Source organism: Methyloversatilis sp. XJ19-13 (assembly GCF_024580155.1).
In the GTDB taxonomy this organism is placed as follows: Bacteria; Pseudomonadota; Gammaproteobacteria; order Burkholderiales; family Rhodocyclaceae; genus Methyloversatilis.
On sequence record NZ_JANINH010000010.1, the window covers coordinates 71,418 to 87,685 of the forward strand.

General features: G+C 64.0%; 20 protein-coding genes. 3 read left to right on the forward strand and 17 right to left on the reverse strand.

The window, feature by feature from the left end:
• Positions 1–32: 32 nt before the first annotated feature.
• From NMQ14_RS13635 to rpoE, 6 genes are all read right to left on the reverse strand, one after another.
• Positions 33–296, reverse strand: a complete 264-nt coding sequence (locus NMQ14_RS13635) for a glutaredoxin family protein (protein ID WP_257096996.1) — start codon at positions 294–296, stop codon at positions 33–35.
• Positions 293–1,747, reverse strand: a complete 1,455-nt coding sequence (locus NMQ14_RS13640; protein WP_373457194.1) for a DegQ family serine endoprotease — start codon at positions 1,745–1,747, stop codon at positions 293–295. The genes NMQ14_RS13635 and NMQ14_RS13640 overlap by 4 nt, the downstream gene beginning before the upstream one ends.
• A complete protein-coding gene (locus tag NMQ14_RS13645) occupies positions 1,744–2,169 on the reverse strand; it encodes a SoxR reducing system RseC family protein (protein WP_257096997.1) in 426 nt (141 codons plus the stop codon). The genes NMQ14_RS13640 and NMQ14_RS13645 overlap by 4 nt, the downstream gene beginning before the upstream one ends.
• A complete protein-coding gene (locus tag NMQ14_RS13650; RefSeq protein ID WP_257096998.1) occupies positions 2,169–3,053 on the reverse strand; it encodes a MucB/RseB C-terminal domain-containing protein in 885 nt (294 codons plus the stop codon). Before NMQ14_RS13650 ends, NMQ14_RS13645 begins: the two co-directional genes overlap by 1 nt.
• A gap of 80 nt (positions 3,054–3,133) precedes the next feature.
• Positions 3,134–3,655 carry a sigma-E factor negative regulatory protein gene (locus tag NMQ14_RS13655; RefSeq protein ID WP_257096999.1) on the reverse strand — a complete coding sequence of 174 codons (522 nt, stop codon included), beginning with the start codon at positions 3,653–3,655 and terminating at the stop codon, positions 3,134–3,136.
• Between the two features lie 5 nt (positions 3,656–3,660).
• Entirely contained in the window at positions 3,661–4,260 is a 600-nt protein-coding gene (gene rpoE, locus NMQ14_RS13660) for an RNA polymerase sigma factor RpoE (RefSeq protein ID WP_069040772.1), read from the reverse strand.
• Positions 4,261–4,511: 251 nt separating this feature from the next.
• Here rpoE and nadB point away from each other — a divergent pair, with 251 nt between their 5' ends.
• Positions 4,512–6,128, forward strand: a complete 1,617-nt coding sequence (gene nadB / locus NMQ14_RS13665; protein WP_257097000.1) for an L-aspartate oxidase — start codon at positions 4,512–4,514, stop codon at positions 6,126–6,128.
• Between the two features lie 386 nt (positions 6,129–6,514).
• Here the strand turns inward: nadB and fabF are convergent, their stop codons facing one another.
• The 8 genes from fabF to NMQ14_RS13705 form a co-directional block, all read right to left on the reverse strand.
• Entirely contained in the window at positions 6,515–7,753 is a 1,239-nt protein-coding gene (fabF, locus tag NMQ14_RS13670) for a beta-ketoacyl-ACP synthase II (protein ID WP_257097002.1), read from the reverse strand.
• Positions 7,754–7,776: 23 nt separating this feature from the next.
• Positions 7,777–8,022 carry an acyl carrier protein gene (gene acpP / locus NMQ14_RS13675; protein WP_069040177.1) on the reverse strand — a complete coding sequence of 82 codons (246 nt, stop codon included), beginning with the start codon at positions 8,020–8,022 and terminating at the stop codon, positions 7,777–7,779.
• Positions 8,023–8,154: 132 nt separating this feature from the next.
• Positions 8,155–8,904 (reverse strand): 3-oxoacyl-ACP reductase FabG, encoded by a 750-nt coding sequence (fabG, locus tag NMQ14_RS13680; RefSeq protein ID WP_373457195.1) that lies wholly within the window; start codon positions 8,902–8,904, stop codon positions 8,155–8,157.
• Complete coding sequence (gene fabD / locus NMQ14_RS13685) at positions 8,901–9,839, reverse strand: ACP S-malonyltransferase (RefSeq protein ID WP_257097004.1); 939 nt, start codon at positions 9,837–9,839, stop codon at positions 8,901–8,903. Before fabD ends, fabG begins: the two co-directional genes overlap by 4 nt.
• A 13-nt stretch (positions 9,840–9,852) precedes the next feature.
• Entirely contained in the window at positions 9,853–10,815 is a 963-nt protein-coding gene (locus NMQ14_RS13690; RefSeq protein ID WP_257097005.1) for a beta-ketoacyl-ACP synthase III, read from the reverse strand.
• Positions 10,812–11,825, reverse strand: a complete 1,014-nt coding sequence (gene plsX, locus NMQ14_RS13695; protein WP_069040174.1) for a phosphate acyltransferase PlsX — start codon at positions 11,823–11,825, stop codon at positions 10,812–10,814. The genes NMQ14_RS13690 and plsX overlap by 4 nt, the downstream gene beginning before the upstream one ends.
• Positions 11,826–11,901: 76 nt before the next feature.
• Entirely contained in the window at positions 11,902–12,081 is a 180-nt protein-coding gene (gene rpmF / locus NMQ14_RS13700) for a 50S ribosomal protein L32 (RefSeq protein WP_019917801.1), read from the reverse strand.
• Positions 12,082–12,238: 157 nt separating this feature from the next.
• A complete protein-coding gene (locus tag NMQ14_RS13705) occupies positions 12,239–12,778 on the reverse strand; it encodes a DUF177 domain-containing protein (RefSeq protein WP_257097006.1) in 540 nt (179 codons plus the stop codon).
• Positions 12,779–12,951: 173 nt separating this feature from the next.
• Between NMQ14_RS13705 and NMQ14_RS13710 the strand changes: the two genes are divergently transcribed.
• Both NMQ14_RS13710 and NMQ14_RS13715 read left to right on the forward strand, forming a co-directional pair.
• On the forward strand, positions 12,952–13,542 hold the full coding sequence (locus NMQ14_RS13710; RefSeq protein ID WP_306441239.1) for a nucleoside triphosphate pyrophosphatase: 591 nt from the start codon (positions 12,952–12,954) through the stop codon (positions 13,540–13,542).
• Positions 13,539–14,267 (forward strand): SAM-dependent methyltransferase, encoded by a 729-nt coding sequence (locus NMQ14_RS13715; protein ID WP_257078709.1) that lies wholly within the window; start codon positions 13,539–13,541, stop codon positions 14,265–14,267. Before NMQ14_RS13710 ends, NMQ14_RS13715 begins: the two co-directional genes overlap by 4 nt.
• A 24-nt stretch (positions 14,268–14,291) precedes the next feature.
• Here NMQ14_RS13715 and NMQ14_RS13720 read toward each other — a convergent pair whose 3' ends face one another.
• The 3 genes from NMQ14_RS13720 to NMQ14_RS13730 are packed head-to-tail and all read right to left on the reverse strand — an operon-like array spanning position 14,292 to position 16,262.
• Positions 14,292–15,257 (reverse strand): S49 family peptidase, encoded by a 966-nt coding sequence (locus tag NMQ14_RS13720; RefSeq protein ID WP_257097007.1) that lies wholly within the window; start codon positions 15,255–15,257, stop codon positions 14,292–14,294.
• 22 nt (positions 15,258–15,279) lie between these two features.
• Positions 15,280–15,618 (reverse strand): Rieske 2Fe-2S domain-containing protein, encoded by a 339-nt coding sequence (locus NMQ14_RS13725; protein WP_257097008.1) that lies wholly within the window; start codon positions 15,616–15,618, stop codon positions 15,280–15,282.
• On the reverse strand, positions 15,606–16,262 hold the full coding sequence (locus NMQ14_RS13730) for an HAD family hydrolase (RefSeq protein ID WP_257097009.1): 657 nt from the start codon (positions 16,260–16,262) through the stop codon (positions 15,606–15,608). Before NMQ14_RS13730 ends, NMQ14_RS13725 begins: the two co-directional genes overlap by 13 nt.
• Positions 16,263–16,268: the final 6 nt, after the last annotated feature.

Sequence of the window (16,268 nt, forward strand, 5' to 3'; positions counted from 1 at the left end):
GCACCCTTGTCTGGTCAGCCGGACCGACGAGATCAAGCGCGCAATTCTAGCAGATAGGCCTGCACCGCCTGCGGATCAAGCCGGTGACGGCACAGTTCGCGCTCGCCGGCGCACAGCACCGGGATGTGTTCGCCATAGGGCGCCTCGAACTCCGGGTGCTCGTCGATGTCGATTTCACGCACTTCGACATCATGCGGTGCAATCAGCGGTGTCAGCTGTTCGAGCAGATCGTCGCACAGATGGCACCAGCGACGCAGATAGAGCGTCAGCGCCGGCGCATTCGGCGGCAGATTCACTTTTCCGCGTCCTGACCGTTCGGCACGCGCAAGGTCAGGAAAGTCTGGTTGGTGCCCCGCCGGACCAGAACGGTCAGGCCGATCTTCGGTTCCATGCCGGACAGGATGCTGTTGAACTGGTCCAGCGTGGACACCGGCGTCTGCTTGCCACGCGCAATGACGGCCAGGATGACGTCGCCGATGCGCAGGTCCGACCGGACGCCGCCAGTGATGTTTTCCACCCGCAGGCCACCTTCGATCTGCATGCCGCGCCGCTGCTGTGGCGTCACTTCGGACAGCACCAGACCCAGACGGTTGGACTGCGGTACCGATTCAGGCGCACCGCCGCCACGACGGCTGCGTCGCGGGTCGGCCAGATCGTCGTTCAGTTCGGCCACGGTGACCGCAATGTCGCGCGTGGCGCCGTTGCGCCAGACCTGGGCGATCGACGATGCGCCGGGCTTGGTGCCGCCGACCAGTCGCGGCAGGTCGCCCGATCCGTCCACCGGCTTGCCGTCGAAACGCAGGATGACATCCCCCGGCACGATGCCGGCGACTTCAGCCGGGCCGCGCGGTTCGACCGAGCTGACCAGCGCCCCTTCCGGCCGTTTCATGCCGAAGGAATCGGCCAGTTCCTTCGTCACCTCCTGGATCACGACGCCAATGCGCCCGCGCTGCACGCGACCGTTGGTACGCAGTTGCGACTGGATGTCCATCGCGACGTCGATCGGGATCGCAAACGACAGCCCCATGAAGCCACCGTTGCGGCTGTAGATCTGGGAGTTGATGCCGACCACTTCGCCGCGCAGGTTGAACAGCGGACCGCCGGAATTGCCCGGATTGATCGCCACATCGGTCTGGATGAACGGAACGAAATTTTCCTGCGGCAGCGAGCGCCCCTTGGCCGACACGATGCCGGCCGTGACCGAACTTTCGAAGCCGAACGGCGAACCGATGGCCACCACCCATTCGCCGACGCGCAGCTTGGTTGCGTCGCCGAACTTCACCATCGGCAGGCCCGCAGCGTCGATCTTCAGCACCGCAATGTCGGTGCGCTTGTCGGCGCCGACCACACGCGCCTTGAATTCGCGCTTGTCGCTGAGCTTGACGGTGATTTCCTCCGCTTCATCGACGACATGCGCATTGGTCAGCAGGTAGCCGTCCGCCGACACGATGAAGCCCGATCCCAGCGAACGCGCGTCCGGTGATCCCGGGCCGCCAGGTTGCTGCGGCACAAAACGACGGAAGAAGTCGTACATCGGGTCATTTTCGTCCATGCCGGGCGGCATCTGCGGCATGGCGCGCGTGCTGACCTTCTGCGTCGTGCTGATGTTTACGACCGCCTGCCCCTGCCGCTCGACCAGCTCGGAAAAATCCGGCAACTGGCGTAGTGCCGGAGGTTGCGCCGACGCCGCCGCCATGGCGAGAGACGTGACAAAACTCAGGAACAGCGCGGCAATGAATGCTTTCATGATTCCGGACGGGTTCGGGTTTGCGGAACGGCACGAATCGCCGGCAGCAGCTCGGCACGCGGCTGCACGCGTCGAAGCCACAGCACGGATGCGGCGAGGCCGGTAACGGCCCCGGCTGCCACCGCCAGATCCGAGTCAACGATGACGCGCGCGAGCAGCGCACCGGCAAACATGGCGGCGAGACCGACGCCGTAGGTCATCAGCGCGGCGACCAGCGGAGCGTTTTGCGGAACAGACACCTCGACACGGTCGCCTTCTGCGATCGCGTGCGATATCGGGATCACGTAGGTGGTCGGGCGGGCGGAACAGGCCTGGCCGCAGCCACCGGCATCGTCGCAGCGGCCGCAGCCGCTGCTGCGCACGACGTCCACCCAGGCAAGGCGACCGGCGACGCGTCGCACATGACCCTGCCGGATGTCCATCAGCGCTTCTGCTCCACGCCCTCGACCATGCGGAGCAGGCTGTGCGGTGGCACCTCGCCGAGCGCGGTGACGATGAAGTTGCCCACCCGGCGCTTGAACACATTGACCGCGCCATGCTTCATCGGCCCGATGAAGTTGCCGTCTTCCTTGCGGAACGGCTCGATGAACACCGATATCGCCGCGAGGCCGTCAGAGAACACCATGTGCACCATGTCAGGCCGGTCCGGGCCGAGCGAGCGGCGCATCCCGGCGATCTGACGGAAGCCCGGCACCGGCGCGCTGGCCACCCAGCCGACGTCCACGTTTTGCCCGGTGGTCGTGCTGGCGGAGTGAACCGCCCAACCTTCGGACATCGCCGCCATGCGCGATCGCACATCGTCGCGGCTGAGCGGGAGGCCTATTTCAAGCTGGGCAAAGGCAAACTGCTCGATCGCCTCGCCGCGTTCATTGACCATGCGCGCCTTGAGCAACAGACCGGTCTGTGCCTCGATCCAGAACACGTATCCGAAACGGAAACCGTCCTTGGGTTCGAGCAGCACCGAATGCGTCTCGAACCCGGCGACCCGGCCAGGTGCCCCGCGCTTGATTGCGTAGAACTCGCTCAGCGAGTTGATCGATTCCGGAAGCAGCGACGGGAAGGTCTTGCGCGAGCCCCGCCGGTCTTCGATGACGATCTTCTCTTTCGGCAGGTAGCAGCGCACCTCGTCGTTGATGCGCACCACCTCGCGCGGACTGCCGTCGAGCACTTCGAGCCGTTCGATCGAGTTGCCGTCGGTGTCGACATAATGAGCGATGCGGGACGTCTCGACGTTTGCACCGCTTTGATAGACGAAGGTGCCCGCATAGGACGTGTTCTGCGAGGCGGTGACGGCCCGACTCAACATGGAAAGCGCTTCAGCCTGGCTCTGCGCCCAAGCGACCGGCCCGCCGATCATGGCTGCCAGCAAGCAGACTGCGCGGAAGATCATCGACGGTCGTCGGCCGAGACATCCGAAACACCACGCGCATAGAGCGCAACGCCCTGCATGCTCCCCGTGGGCGAGTAGCCATGGTGCGCAACGAGATAGGCACGCAGGGGCGCATCGTTGTTCACGACTGAGGCCCGCACCTGCGGTGTATAGCTCGCCGGCGTCGTGGTGGCCGCCATCTGTACGGGCGTGCCAGCCGGCATCAGGTCGAGCCCGAGCCAGGATACGAGTGCAACGCCGGACACCGCCGCCGCAGCCGTCATCCACATACGCTTCGGGGCGGCCGCCGTCCGGCGAGCGACCGGTGCCAGAACCGTCGGCTCGTCGTCAAGCCGGCTCATGACCGACGCGGTGAAGGCGGCGCCAAGTCCGATGTCGCCGCGCAAGGCATCGCCCACCGCAACCTGCAGCGCAAATTCATCGCGCAGATCACCGTCGGCATGCAGGCGATCCAGCATCTGCTGGGCCTGGCGGTCTTCGAGTTCGTTGTCGATCAACGCGCTCAGATTTTCTTTCATGGGTCTTACCACCTCTTGTCAGGCGCCGTGTCGAGCAACGGCCGCAGTTTTTCCGAAATCGCCTCGCGGGCGCGGAAAATGCGCGAGCGCACGGTGCCTATCGGGCAGTCCATCACGGTCGCAATTTCTTCGTATGCCATGCCTTCAAGCTCGCGCAGCATGATCGCGGTACGCAACTCTTCCGGCAAGGCATCCATCGCTGCATTCACTGTTTCGCCGATCTGCTTGGTCAGCAGCAGGCGTTCAGGTGTGTTGATGTCGCGCAGGTTGTCGCTGTCGTCGAAGTTTTCAGCTTCTTCCGAATCGAATTCAGTGCTTGTCGGCGCGCGTCTCCCCTGCGATACGAGATAGTTCTTCGCGGTGTTCACGCCGATCCGGTACAGCCAGGTATAGAACGCGCTCTCACCGCGAAACGACGGCAGTGCGCGGTAAGCCTTGATAAAGGCTTCCTGTGCGACGTCCTCCACCTCGGCCGGGTCACGTATGAGTCTGGAAAGCAGCCGGCCGAGCTTCCGCTGGTACTTGGTGACAAGAAGGCCAAAGGCCTGCTTGTCACCGCGCTGCGCCCGCTCGACCAGCAACTGGTCAACTTCTCGCTCGCTCATCTGTGCGGTTGCTTTGCCCGGATCTTTCACCGGTACGGCATTTGAACTGGCGCGCAGTATATCCGAGCGCTCAGGCCTGAGTACTGCTTGAAGGGGAGTAAGGGTCGCGTCCATGCTGCAACAGACCGGGGCATGTCCACAAAGTTCATCCGGTCATTGCGCAGAACGCCAAAAGCGTGTGGTTGCGCACATAACATCTTGCCGGGCAGCCGCTGCGATATAGTGCGCGCTTTATCGAACGGCTCTTTCCCGTGTTGAATTTCGACGCGCTGGTACTTGGAAGCGGACTCGCCGGGCAGGCGCTGGCACTCCGCCTTGCCGAGGCAGGGCAGCGCGTTGCGCTGATCACGAAGAAGCAGGTCGAGGATTCGGCTTCGAGCTGGGCCCAGGGCGGCATCGCGGCCGTGCTGGACAGCGCCGATTCCGTCGATCACCACCTGCGCGATACGCTGGTCGCCGGCGCTGGCCTGTGTGACGAGGATGCCACCCGCTTCGTCGTTGAGCACGGCCGTGAAGCGATCGAATGGCTTATCGCGCGTGGCGTGCCATTCACGCGTGATGCGCAGGGCGAACTGGGTTATCACCTCACGCGCGAGGGCGGTCACAGTCACCGCCGCATCGTGCATGTCGATGACGCAACGGGTTCGGCGATCCAGACCACGCTGACCGGCCAGGTGCGCAGTCACCCGAATATCCACATCTTCGAACGCCATCTTGCCGTCGATCTGATCGTCGGATGGAAGCTCGGTCGCCCCGAAATCGGCTGCGCCGGTGCCTACATCCTCGACATCGAAGCGGGCGATGTCATCACCTTCGCGGCGCCCGTCGTCGTACTCGCCACGGGCGGCGCTGGCAAAGTCTATCTGTACACGACCAATCCGGACACCGCGACCGGCGACGGCATTGCCATGGCGTGGCGCGCGGGTTGCCGCGTCGGCAACATGGAATTCATCCAGTTCCACCCGACCTGCCTGTACCACCCACACGCCAAATCCTTCCTGATCACCGAAGCGATGCGTGGCGAAGGCGGTCTGCTGCGCCTGCCGGATGGCGAGCGCTTCATGCCGGCGCACGACGAGCGTGCCGAACTGGCGCCGCGCGACGTCGTGGCACGGGCCATAGACTACGAAATGAAGAAGCGCGGCCTCGACTGCGTGTACCTCGACGTGTCGCACAAGCCAGCCGATTTCCTGGTCAGTCACTTTCCGAACATTCACGCCCGCTGTCTGGAACTGGGCATCGACATTACGCGACAGCCGATTCCGGTCGTGCCGGCCGCTCACTACACTTGCGGCGGGGTGAAGGTCGACCAGCGCGCGCGCACCGACGTCGATGGTCTGTACGCAATCGGTGAAACCACATACACCGGACTGCACGGTGCCAACCGGCTGGCCAGCAATTCACTGCTCGAATGTCTGGTGTACGCCACCGCAGCGACGCGGGACATCCTTTCGCGCAAACCGGTCGCGCCGGCGATACTGCCGCCATGGGACGAAAGCCGCGTGACTGACGCCGACGAACAGGTGGTGATCGCTCACAACTGGGACGAACTGCGTCGCTTCATGTGGGACTACGTGGGCATCGTGCGCACCAACAAGCGGCTCGAACGCGCGTTGCACCGGATCCGCCTGCTTGAGCGTGAAATCGATGAGTACTACGCTCATTTCCGGATCAGCAACGACCTGATCGAACTCCGCAACCTCGTTCTCACCGCGCATCTGATCGTGCGCAGCGCCATCCAGCGGCACGAAAGCCGCGGACTGCATTTCAGTCTCGATTACCCGGAAACCAGCGCAATCGCCAACCCGACCATCCTGCGCCCGCGTCGTGTGCGGCATCAGGAAGTGCTACACGCAGCCAGCGCCTGAAGCACCGGAAGTCGTCGGCTCCGCCAAACTGGTCGCCGAACAGCATCAGGGTGCAGCCTTTGCCGTGATCGGGTTGCAGGCTCAACGACACCCACCCGCGCCCGGTTCGTCCCGTCACGGGGCGGCCGGCAGTGACCAGCCCGTCCGCGCGCCAGACCGTCATCTGCCCCGCTTCACTCAACTGAACGCGTATCCAGGCAGCGCGCCGACGCGCAAGTGCCGTGAGCGCGAGTGCGGCTGTGGCAACCGGTGCAACCGCCGGCTGCAGCGTTACCGCCGGGATCAGCGCGGCCGCACAAACAAAAAGGGCCACGTTGCAACAACGCGACCCCTCGAGTTCGATCCGGGCAAAAGCGGCGGAACCGTCCATGCCCGAAACGACGCCCCTACAGCTGGCTGAACACCAACGTTGCGTTGGTCCCGCCGAAGCCGAACGCGTTCGACATCGCAGCGCGGATGCGCAAGTCGCGCGGCACCAGCGGCACGTAATCGAGATCGCACTGCGGGTCCGGATCCCGCAGGTTCGCGGTGGGCGGCGCAATCTGGTGATGCAGGGCCAGCACCGTCACCACCGCCTCGATGCCGGCCGCTGCGCCGAGCGCATGACCGGTCATCGACTTGGTCGAACTGACGCACAGCTTCTTCGCGTGCTCGCCGAAGCAGCGTTTCACGGCCACCGTCTCGGCAATATCGCCGAGCGGCGTCGAGGTGCCGTGAGCGTTGATGTAATCGATGCCGTCGACTGCGATGCCGGCGTTGCGCAGCGAATTGTTCATGCTGCGCGATGCACCTTCGCCGTCCTCGCGCGGTGCCGTGATGTGATGGGCGTCCGCGCTCATGCCGTAACCGGCCAGTTCGCAATAGATACGCGCACCGCGCGCCTTTGCATGCTCGTACTCCTCAAGCACGAGCACCCCGGCACCTTCGCCAAGCACAAAACCGTCGCGTCCGGTGTCCCACGGCCGGCTGGCGGCTTCGGGATCGTCGTTGCGACCCGACAAGGCCTTTGCCGCCGCGAAACCTGCGACGCCGAGCGGACAGATGGTCGATTCGGCACCACCGGCGATCATCACGTCCGCATCGCCGTACTCGATGATGCGCATCGCTTCACCGATGGAATGGTTGGCGGTCGCACAGGCGCTGACAGTTGCAAAGTTCGGGCCCTTGAAACCGTAGTTGATCGAAATGATGCCGGAGATCATGTTGATGATCGAACCCGGCACAAAAAAAGGCGACACCTTGCGCGCCCCGCCTGCCAGCATGACGTTGTGCGTTTCCTCGATCATCGGCAGACCGCCGATACCCGAACCCACGCATACGCCGATACGTTCGGCGTTGTCGGGTGATGCCGTCAGCCCGGCGTCGCGGATCGCATCCATCGAGGCAGCGATGCCGTAATGGATGAAGGTGTCGAAGCGACGAGCTTCCTTCGGGGACAGATAGTTGGCGACGTCGAAATCGCGAACTTCACCTGCGATCTGTACCGGCAGTGCGGACGGATCGAAGCGCGTGATGCGCCTGATGCCGGACTTTGCTGCCAGGATGTTCTCCCAGGCTTGCCCTACGGTGTTGCCGACCGGGGAAATGATTCCCAAGCCGGTCACGACAATTCTTTTACGTGCCAAAACGTGCTCCGTCCGATGAACGATCAGGCCTTGCCGGCGAGATGGCCATTCACGTAGTCGATGGCCTGCTGCACCGAAGTGATCTTTTCCGCTTCTTCGTCCGGGATTTCGCACTCGAATTCTTCTTCGAGGGCCATCACCAGTTCGACCGTATCGAGCGAATCGGCGCCCAGATCATCGACGAACGATGATTCGTTCTTGATTTCGGCTTCGTTCACGCCAAGTTGCTCGGCGACGATCTTCTTGACGCGTTGTTCGATGTTTTCCATTGCGAAACTCCTTCCCTGTGTAAGCCCTGACGAGTCCGTCAGGGCACTAAAAAAAGTGGCGCGAGTGTAACAGAAAGCCTGTCCCGCTTCGCCGGCAACGACCGGCCGGCAATACCGCGGACAGCGCGCGCGTCAATGCATGAACATGCCGCCGTTGACGTGCAGTGTGCTGCCGGTCACGTAAGCGGCCTGCGGTGAAGCAAGAAACACGACGGCGCCCGCAACTTCATCCGTCGTACCCAAGCGGCCGAGCGGTATCTGCCCCAGCAGGGCATCGCGTGCCGTGTCGCCCAGCGCATGGGTCATGTCGGTCGCGATGAAGCCCGGCGCCACGCAATTGACGGTGATGTTGCGCGAACCCAGCTCGCGTGCCAGCGCCATGCTCATGCCGGCCACGCCGGCCTTGGCAGCGGCGTAATTGGCTTGACCGGGATTGCCGGTTTCGCCCACCACTGACGTGATGTTGATGATGCGACCATTGCGTGCCTTCATCATGCCGCGCATCACGGCGCGCGACATCGTGAATACCGCTTTCAGATTGGTATCGATGACGGCCTGCCATTCGTCGTCCTTCATCCGCATCGCGAGGTTGTCGCGCGTGATGCCGGCGTTGTTGACGAGCACCGTGACGGCACCGAACGCCTGTTCGATACCGGACATCGCCGTGGCGATGTCCTCGCTGCGGGTGACATCGAGCACGATGCCACGCCCCTTGATGCCTGCACCATCAAGCGCCTGCTGGATCCCTGCCGCACCGGCTTCGGTGGTGGCCGTACCGATCACGGTTGCACCTGCGGCGCCGAGTGCCAGCGCGATCGCGCGACCGATGCCGCGGCTGGCTCCGGTGACCAGCGCGATCTGTCCGTCAAGTACGCCCATCATCGTGCTCCGATCTGTTGTGCCAGCTGTTCCAGCGACGCCGCGTCAGCCAGCGCCACACCGGTGAGTTCGCGGTTGATGCGCTTGGTCAGTCCGGCAAGCACCTTGCCCGGCCCGCATTCCGCCACGGTGACTGCGCCGAGGTCGGCCATGCGCTGGATGACTTCGACCCAGCGCACCGGCGCAGCAGCCTGACGCACCAGCGCGTCGCGGATGGCCTCCGGTTCATCGGGCGAGGCAACGTCGACGTTGTTGATCAGCGTGATCGTCGGACGGGCGAACGCCACCTTCGGCAGCGCTTCAGCCAGGCGCGCTGCAGCCGGCTGCATCAGGGCGCAATGGAATGGCGCGCTGACGGGTAGCGCCACCGTGCGCTTGGCACCGCGTTCCGACAGCAGCGCCATGGCGCGCGTCACCGCCTCGGCATGGCCGGCAATCACCGTCTGCTCCGGCGAATTGAAATTGACGGCGCTGACGATCTGCCCCTGCGCGGCATCGTCGCAGCAGGCTTGTACCGCCGCTGCGTCCAGTCCGAGTACAGCCGCCATGGCGCCAGTCCCTGGCGGCACCGCGTCCTGCATCGCCTGAGCGCGCAGACGGACCAGCGGCACCGCGTCAGCCAGCTCAAGCACCCCGGCCGCCACCAGCGCGGCATACTCGCCCAGGCTGTGGCCCGCGACCAGGTCGGGACGACGACCGGTACGTGCCATCCAGCTGCGATACACGGCAACGCCGGCGGTCAGCATCAAGGGCTGGGTGTTGGTGGTAAGGGCAAGGCGTTCGGCCGGACCGTCGCACACCATCGACCACAGGTCTTCGCCCAGCGCGGCGGACGCTTCGTCGAAAGTGCGGCGGATTGCAGGATCGTCGCCATAGGCGGCCATCATGCCGACTGACTGCGAACCCTGCCCGGGAAATACAAATGCGAGTTTCTGCATGTTCGAAAGACCTTCAGAAGCGAAGCAGCGCGCCGCCCCACGTGAAACCGCCGCCGACGCCTTCCAGCATGACGATCTGACCACGCCGGATGCGACCGTCGCGCACTGCCAGATCGAGCGCGAGCGGAACCGACGCGGCCGAGGTGTTGCCGTGGTCGGCCACGGTGACCACCACCTTGTCCATCGGCAGATCAAGCCGGCGCGCGGTGGATTGAAGGATGCGCACATTCGCCTGGTGAGGCACCAGCCAGTCGAGGGCAGTCATCGGCAGTTTCGCTGCGTCCATCAGCTCGATTGCCGTGTCCCCGAGCACGCGTACTGCAAACTTGAACACCGCCTGTCCGTCCATCTGCAGCAGGGGCGTGCCCGACACCTTGCCGCCGCACACGGTACCGGGCACCGACAGGATGTCGTGGTAGTGGCCATCCGCATGCAGCACCGACGACAGGATGCCCGGTTCGTCCGACGCCTCGAGCACGACGGCGCCGGCGCCGTCGCCGAACAGCACGCAGGTTCCGCGGTCGTCCCAGTTCAGGATGCGCGAAAAGACTTCGGCGCCCACCACCAGGGCGCACTTGTGCGAGCCGGAGCGGATGAATTTTTCGGCAATGGTCAGCGCGTAGACGAATCCTGCGCAGACGGCCTGGACGTCGAATGCGACTGCGGTGCGGTTCTCGAGTCGGTTCTGCAGCAGGCAGGCAGTACTCGGAAAGACCTGGTCCGGCGTCGAGGTCGCGACGATGATCAGGTCGATGTCCTGCGCCGGGCGACCCGCTGCTTCGAGTGCCCTGCGACAGGCATGAAGTGCCAGATCACTGGATTTTTCGTCGTCGGCGGCAAAGTGGCGGCGCCGGATGCCGGTGCGTTCGGCAATCCATTCGTCCGACGTCTCGATGCCACGCGCAACGAGATCGTCGTTGGACACCGGCGATCCCGGCAGATACGAGCCGGTGCCGGTGATACGGCAGAAGGTCATGCAGCCACCTCGGTACGTGTCATGCAAAGGGTAATGCGGGCGATCAGATCGTTGCGCACGGCATCCGCCGCACGCGCCACCGCCTCTTCGAATCCGTAGGCATCGCTCGATCCATGGCTCTTGACGACGACGCCGCGCAGTCCGAGCAGCGTGGCGCCATTGTAGCGACGATGATCGACCCGGTTGCGGAAGGCCTGGATCACCGGCCGGGCAGCCAGATACATGAGCTTGCGCAACGGTCCACGACTGAATTCTTCGCGCAGAAAGGTCGCAATCATCTGTGCCAGACCTTCCGACGTCTTCAGCGCCACATTGCCGACAAAGCCATCGCACACAACGACGTCCGTCGTGCCCTTGTAGATGTCGTTGCCTTCCACGTTGCCATAGAAATTCAGATCGCTGGCGCGCAACAACTCGGCCGCGCCCTTGACCGCATCGTTGCCCTTTATGGCCTCTTCACCGATGTTGAGCAGGCCGACGCTGGGCCGCTCGCGCGACTCGAGTGCCGACACCAGCATGGCGCCCATCAGCCCGAACTGGAAAAGGTGCTCGGACGTGCAATCGACGTTGGCACCCAGATCAAGGACATAGGTATGTCCCTTCATCGTCGGCAGAATGGACGCGATCGCCGGGCGGTCTATGCCGGGAAGCGTTTTCAGAACGAACTTCGCAATCGCCATCAGCGCGCCGGTATTGCCGGCGGAGACGGCGGCCTGCACGCGCCCCGACTTGACCAGATCAATCGCGACCCGCATCGACGAATCCTTCTTGCCGCGCATCGCTTGCGCCGGCGGCTCGTCCATGCCGATCACTTCGGTGGCGTGAACGACGGAAAGCCTGGGTTCGTTCTCTGCCCCCAGGCGCTTCAACTCTGCGTTCAGAACGTCCTGCAGCCCGACCAGCAGCACGCTGCAGGCGGGATCACGCCGGATATAGGAAACGGCCGCCGGCACGGTGACCGACGGGCCGTGGTCCCCGCCCATGCAATCAATGGCGAGGGTGTAGCTCATGCGATGCATCCAGTCCAGTCACGATGGCCGAAACGTGCCGACATCGGGCTGTGTGCCGGAAAGTCGGAACAGGGGATCACTCGCCCTTGGTCTTGAGCACCTTCTTGCCGCGATAGAAACCGCTCGGGGAAATGTGGTGGCGCAGGTGCACCTCGCCGGTCGTCGATTCGACTGCCGTTGCCGGTGCCGTCAGGAAATCGTGCGCACGATGCATGCCGCGCTTCGACGGGGACTTCTTGTTTTGCTGGACTGCCATGGAACCACTCCTACCGGCGAACCGGATGAATAAAACGTGATGGATCGCCGCTGCTTTCCCGACCGGTCGGCGGCTGCCGAACGGTCGGAGTGCGCATGCGCGCCGACCCTGCTTGTTGCACACCACCGGCGCCATCGAGCGCCGGCACCTACGACTTTTACTGCTTTCCCTGCTTCAATCTGCCCAACTCGGCGAACGGCGAGGGCTTGGCGGCATCGGCATCAGCGCCCGCTCCGGGCGGGCTGCACTGATCATGCAGCGCGATGGCGGGCAGCGACAGCAAGACCTCGTCCTCGATCAGCGTTCGCACGTCCAGCAAACCTTCCAGCTCCAGCGCCTCGTAAGTGTCGTCATCGAGGTCCTGATCGCCCCACTCTTCACCCGCCTGAACAAGTCGGAAGCGCGAACGGCTGCGCACACCCACTGCGACATCTTCGAGGCAACGCTGGCATTGCAACATCAATGATCCGGCAAGTGCCAGCTCAAGCCAGCACGCACCTTCGGCATCAACCTGCCCGGCAATCGACCAGTCTATCCGCGCCGGAACCGCCGAGCACTCCTGCGCAACTCGTTCAAGCAATGCAACATCCGTACTGCCGTCGAGGACACCGGATGTCCGTGCAAACTGTATTGCGTCAAGCTGCCGGGGCATGCCGCCACCCTTCCCGGGTGCCTGCTGACGGTCGCCATCTTCCATGCCAGTCACGGGTACCTTTACCGCACCCTCTTTACCGCACCCTGCTTGGAGGCAGACCACCTGTCGGCGGGCTCGCAGGGCGCATCCGGGCGAAGAATCAAACCCAAAATGATACTATCCGGCACGCAATACTGTCAAAGCGTTCCGCAACAACGCGCCGATCCGCCCCACCCATGCCCGACATCCTGCCCCCGCTTGTTCTGGGTTCCTCCTCGCGCTATCGACGCGAATTGCTGGAACGCCTGCGCCTGCCCTTCACGACGGCCTCGCCGGACATCGACGAATCCTGCCTCGGTGATGAAACGCCCCGTGCGCAGGCGATCCGGCTTGCGCGCCGCAAGGCACAGGCGATCGCCCTCCGCCATCCGGACAGCTGCATCATCGGCTCCGACCAGGTCGCCTGGAGCGGCACCCGTCGCTACGGCAAGCCCGGTACGCGCGATGCCGCGATCACCCAGTTGCTCGAACTGAGCGGCGCAAAAGTGACCTTCGACACTGCGCTCTGCGTCATCGACCCGCGCAGTGGAACGCTGCATGAAGCGGTCGTCCCGACCGACGTCGTTTTCCGGACGCTGTCGGAACGGGAAATCGAACGCTATGTCGATCTGGATGACCCGGTCGACTGTGCCGGCGCCGCAAAATCCGAGTCCCTCGGCATCGCGCTGCTGGAAAGACTCAGCGGAGACGATCCGACCGCGCTGGTCGGCCTCCCGCTGATCGAGTTGAGCCGCATGCTGCGCCGCCTCGGATATCTGCTGCCATGAACGCACCTCCGCAGGGTGTGCTCTACATGTTGCCCAGCGCACTCGACAGCCGCGCCTTGTGGCATGCCGATACACCTGCGGCAGTGCGCGAGTGCGCGCACCGCCTCGACTACTTCCTGGTCGAAAGCGCCAAATCTGCGCGGGCGACCTTGAAGCGACTCGAGCATCCGACGCCGCTGCGCGAGCTGGACATCGTCGAATTGCCTCCCGAGCGCGGTGGCGCTCCGCTGCGTGCGCTGCTTGAACCGGTACGCGCAGGACGCAGCGCGGGAGTCATCTCGGATGCCGGCTGTCCCGGCGTCGCCGACCCGGGCGCACTGGCGGCACGCGCCGCACACGCCATGGGTATCGAAGTGGTGCCGCTGGTCGGCCCGTCGTCCATCCTTCTCGGACTGATGGCCTCAGGGTTGAACGGCCAGTCGTTTGCGTTTCACGGCTATCTGCCGGTGGATGATGCAGAGCGGGCGCGGGCGCTGACCGCCCTCGAAAAGACGTCGGCGCAACTGCGCCAGACCCAGCTGTTCATTGAAACGCCCTACCGCAACCTGAAAATGTTCGAAACCCTGCGCGCGCATTGTCGCGGCGACACCTTGCTGTGCATCGCCAGCGCGTTGACGGCACCTGATCAATACGTACGCACACTCACGGTGGCGCAGTGGAAGACGGCAGATGTGGCGCGCATCGACCGCCGCCCCACCCTGTTCCTGATGCTGGCCGGCGCTTGACCCGCTGACCGGTCGCCGCGAACCTCAGCGCAGACCGATGCGCGAAAAGGCGCCCGCTACACTTTCCCCGACATCGGCGCCGAACTGCTTGGCGAAACGTTCCGCCAGATTCTGCCGCTGCGTGAAATCGACGATGTCTGCCGCCTTGACGACCTCGCGCGCGACAAATTCGACGCTGCCAAGATCATCGGCAAGCCCGAGTTCGATGCTGCGGGTACCGCTCCACATCAGGCCGGAGAACATGTCCGGCGATTCCTTCAACCGATCGCCGCGTCCCTTGCGCACGACATCGATGAACTGCTGATGCACGTCGCCGAGCAGTTCCCGGGCGTGCACGCGATGCCCTTCGTCCTGTGGCGAAAACGGATCGAGGAAGCCCTTGTTTTCGCCTGCGGTCAGCAGGCGACGCTCGACGCCGAGTTTTTCCATCAGACCGGTAAAACCGAAGCCTTCCATCAGCACGCCGATCGAGCCGACGATGCTCGCCTTGTCTACATAGATACGGTCAGCCGCAACGGCGACGTAGTAGCCGCCGGAAGCGCAGATGTCCTCGACCACCGCGTAGAGCGGCACATTCGGGTACATGGCCCGCAGGCGATTCATTTCGTCGTTGATGATGCCGCTCTGCACCGGGCTGCCGCCCGGGCTGTTGATGCGCAGGATGACGCCCTGGGTGTTCTTGTCCTCGAATGCCGACTGCAGCGATGCCATCACGCTCTCGGCGCTGGCTTCGGCCCCGGGTGCGATGACCCCGCTCAGTTCGACCAGCGCGGTGTGCTTGCGGTGTTCCGCCTGACTGAAAAGGGTACTCCAGTCGACCAGCGCGAAAAGCAGCACGCCCAGGTAGGCGAAGCCGACCAGCTTGAAGAAGATCCCCCAGCGACGCTTGCGCCGCTGCTCGACAACCGATTCAAGCGCAAGGCGCTCGATCAGTTTTCGTTCCCAGACAGGTTCTGCACTGGGGTCACGCTGCTTTTCCGGTTCGGACATTTTTAGCCAATAAAACAGATATTTACGCGGGTCGCCATACCATTCCGCCAGATTCTTCCAGCGTTACCGGCTCGAGACGGCTGCCGCGACAGGGTCCGCCGACGCAGTGCCCGGATTCAGGAGCATAGATCGCGCCATGAGTGGAACACATCAAGTATAACTTTGTGTCGTCGAAGAACTCGCCGTGATTCCAGTCAAGCTCTATCGGCACATGGGCGCAGCGATTGATGTAGCCATGCACCTGCCCGCGAAATCTGACCGCGAATGCGGCTACGGCCTTGCCGCGCTGCTCGACCTCGAAACGCACGCCGGGCCCGCCATCGACCAGTTCGGCCGATTCGCACACCGCTACGCGTGACATGCCAGCCACGCCGTCAGTTCATCGACGCTCGCACAATGTGCCTTCGGACGCGCCGCCAGCAGTTCGTGCAGTGGATGAGCACCATAGGTCACCGCGACCGACTCGCATCCGGCGTGCCGCGCCATCAGCAGGTCGTGCGTCGTGTCGCCGATCACCAGCGTGCGCCCCGGATCGAAGGACAGTTCATCCATCAGCTCGAGCACCATGTCAGGCGCCGGCTTGGATACCGACTCGTCGGCGCAGCGCGTCGCGGCAAACCGGCTGCCCAGTCCGGTGTGACCGAGCGCACGGTCCAGCCCCGCCCGGCTCTTGCCGGTAGCGACCGCCAGCGTGTGTCCGCGCGCACTCAGTCCGTCCAGCAGCGCGGGCACGCCATCGAACAGCGTCAGTTCATGGTCGCGCGACAGGTAGTGGTAGCGGTAGCGCCCCGCCAGTTCCTGATGGCGCGACGACGGCAATTCGGGCACCACGCGGGCGAGCGCGTCCACCAGGCCGAGGCCGATCACGGAACGCGCGGTGCGGTCGTCCGGCGTCTCCAGCCCGAGATCTTCGCAGGCGCGCTGTATGGCATGGACGATGGCGGCGGCGGAATCGAGCAGCGTGCCGTCCCAGTCGAAAACGATGAGATCAAACTGTGCGGGCATGAGGAT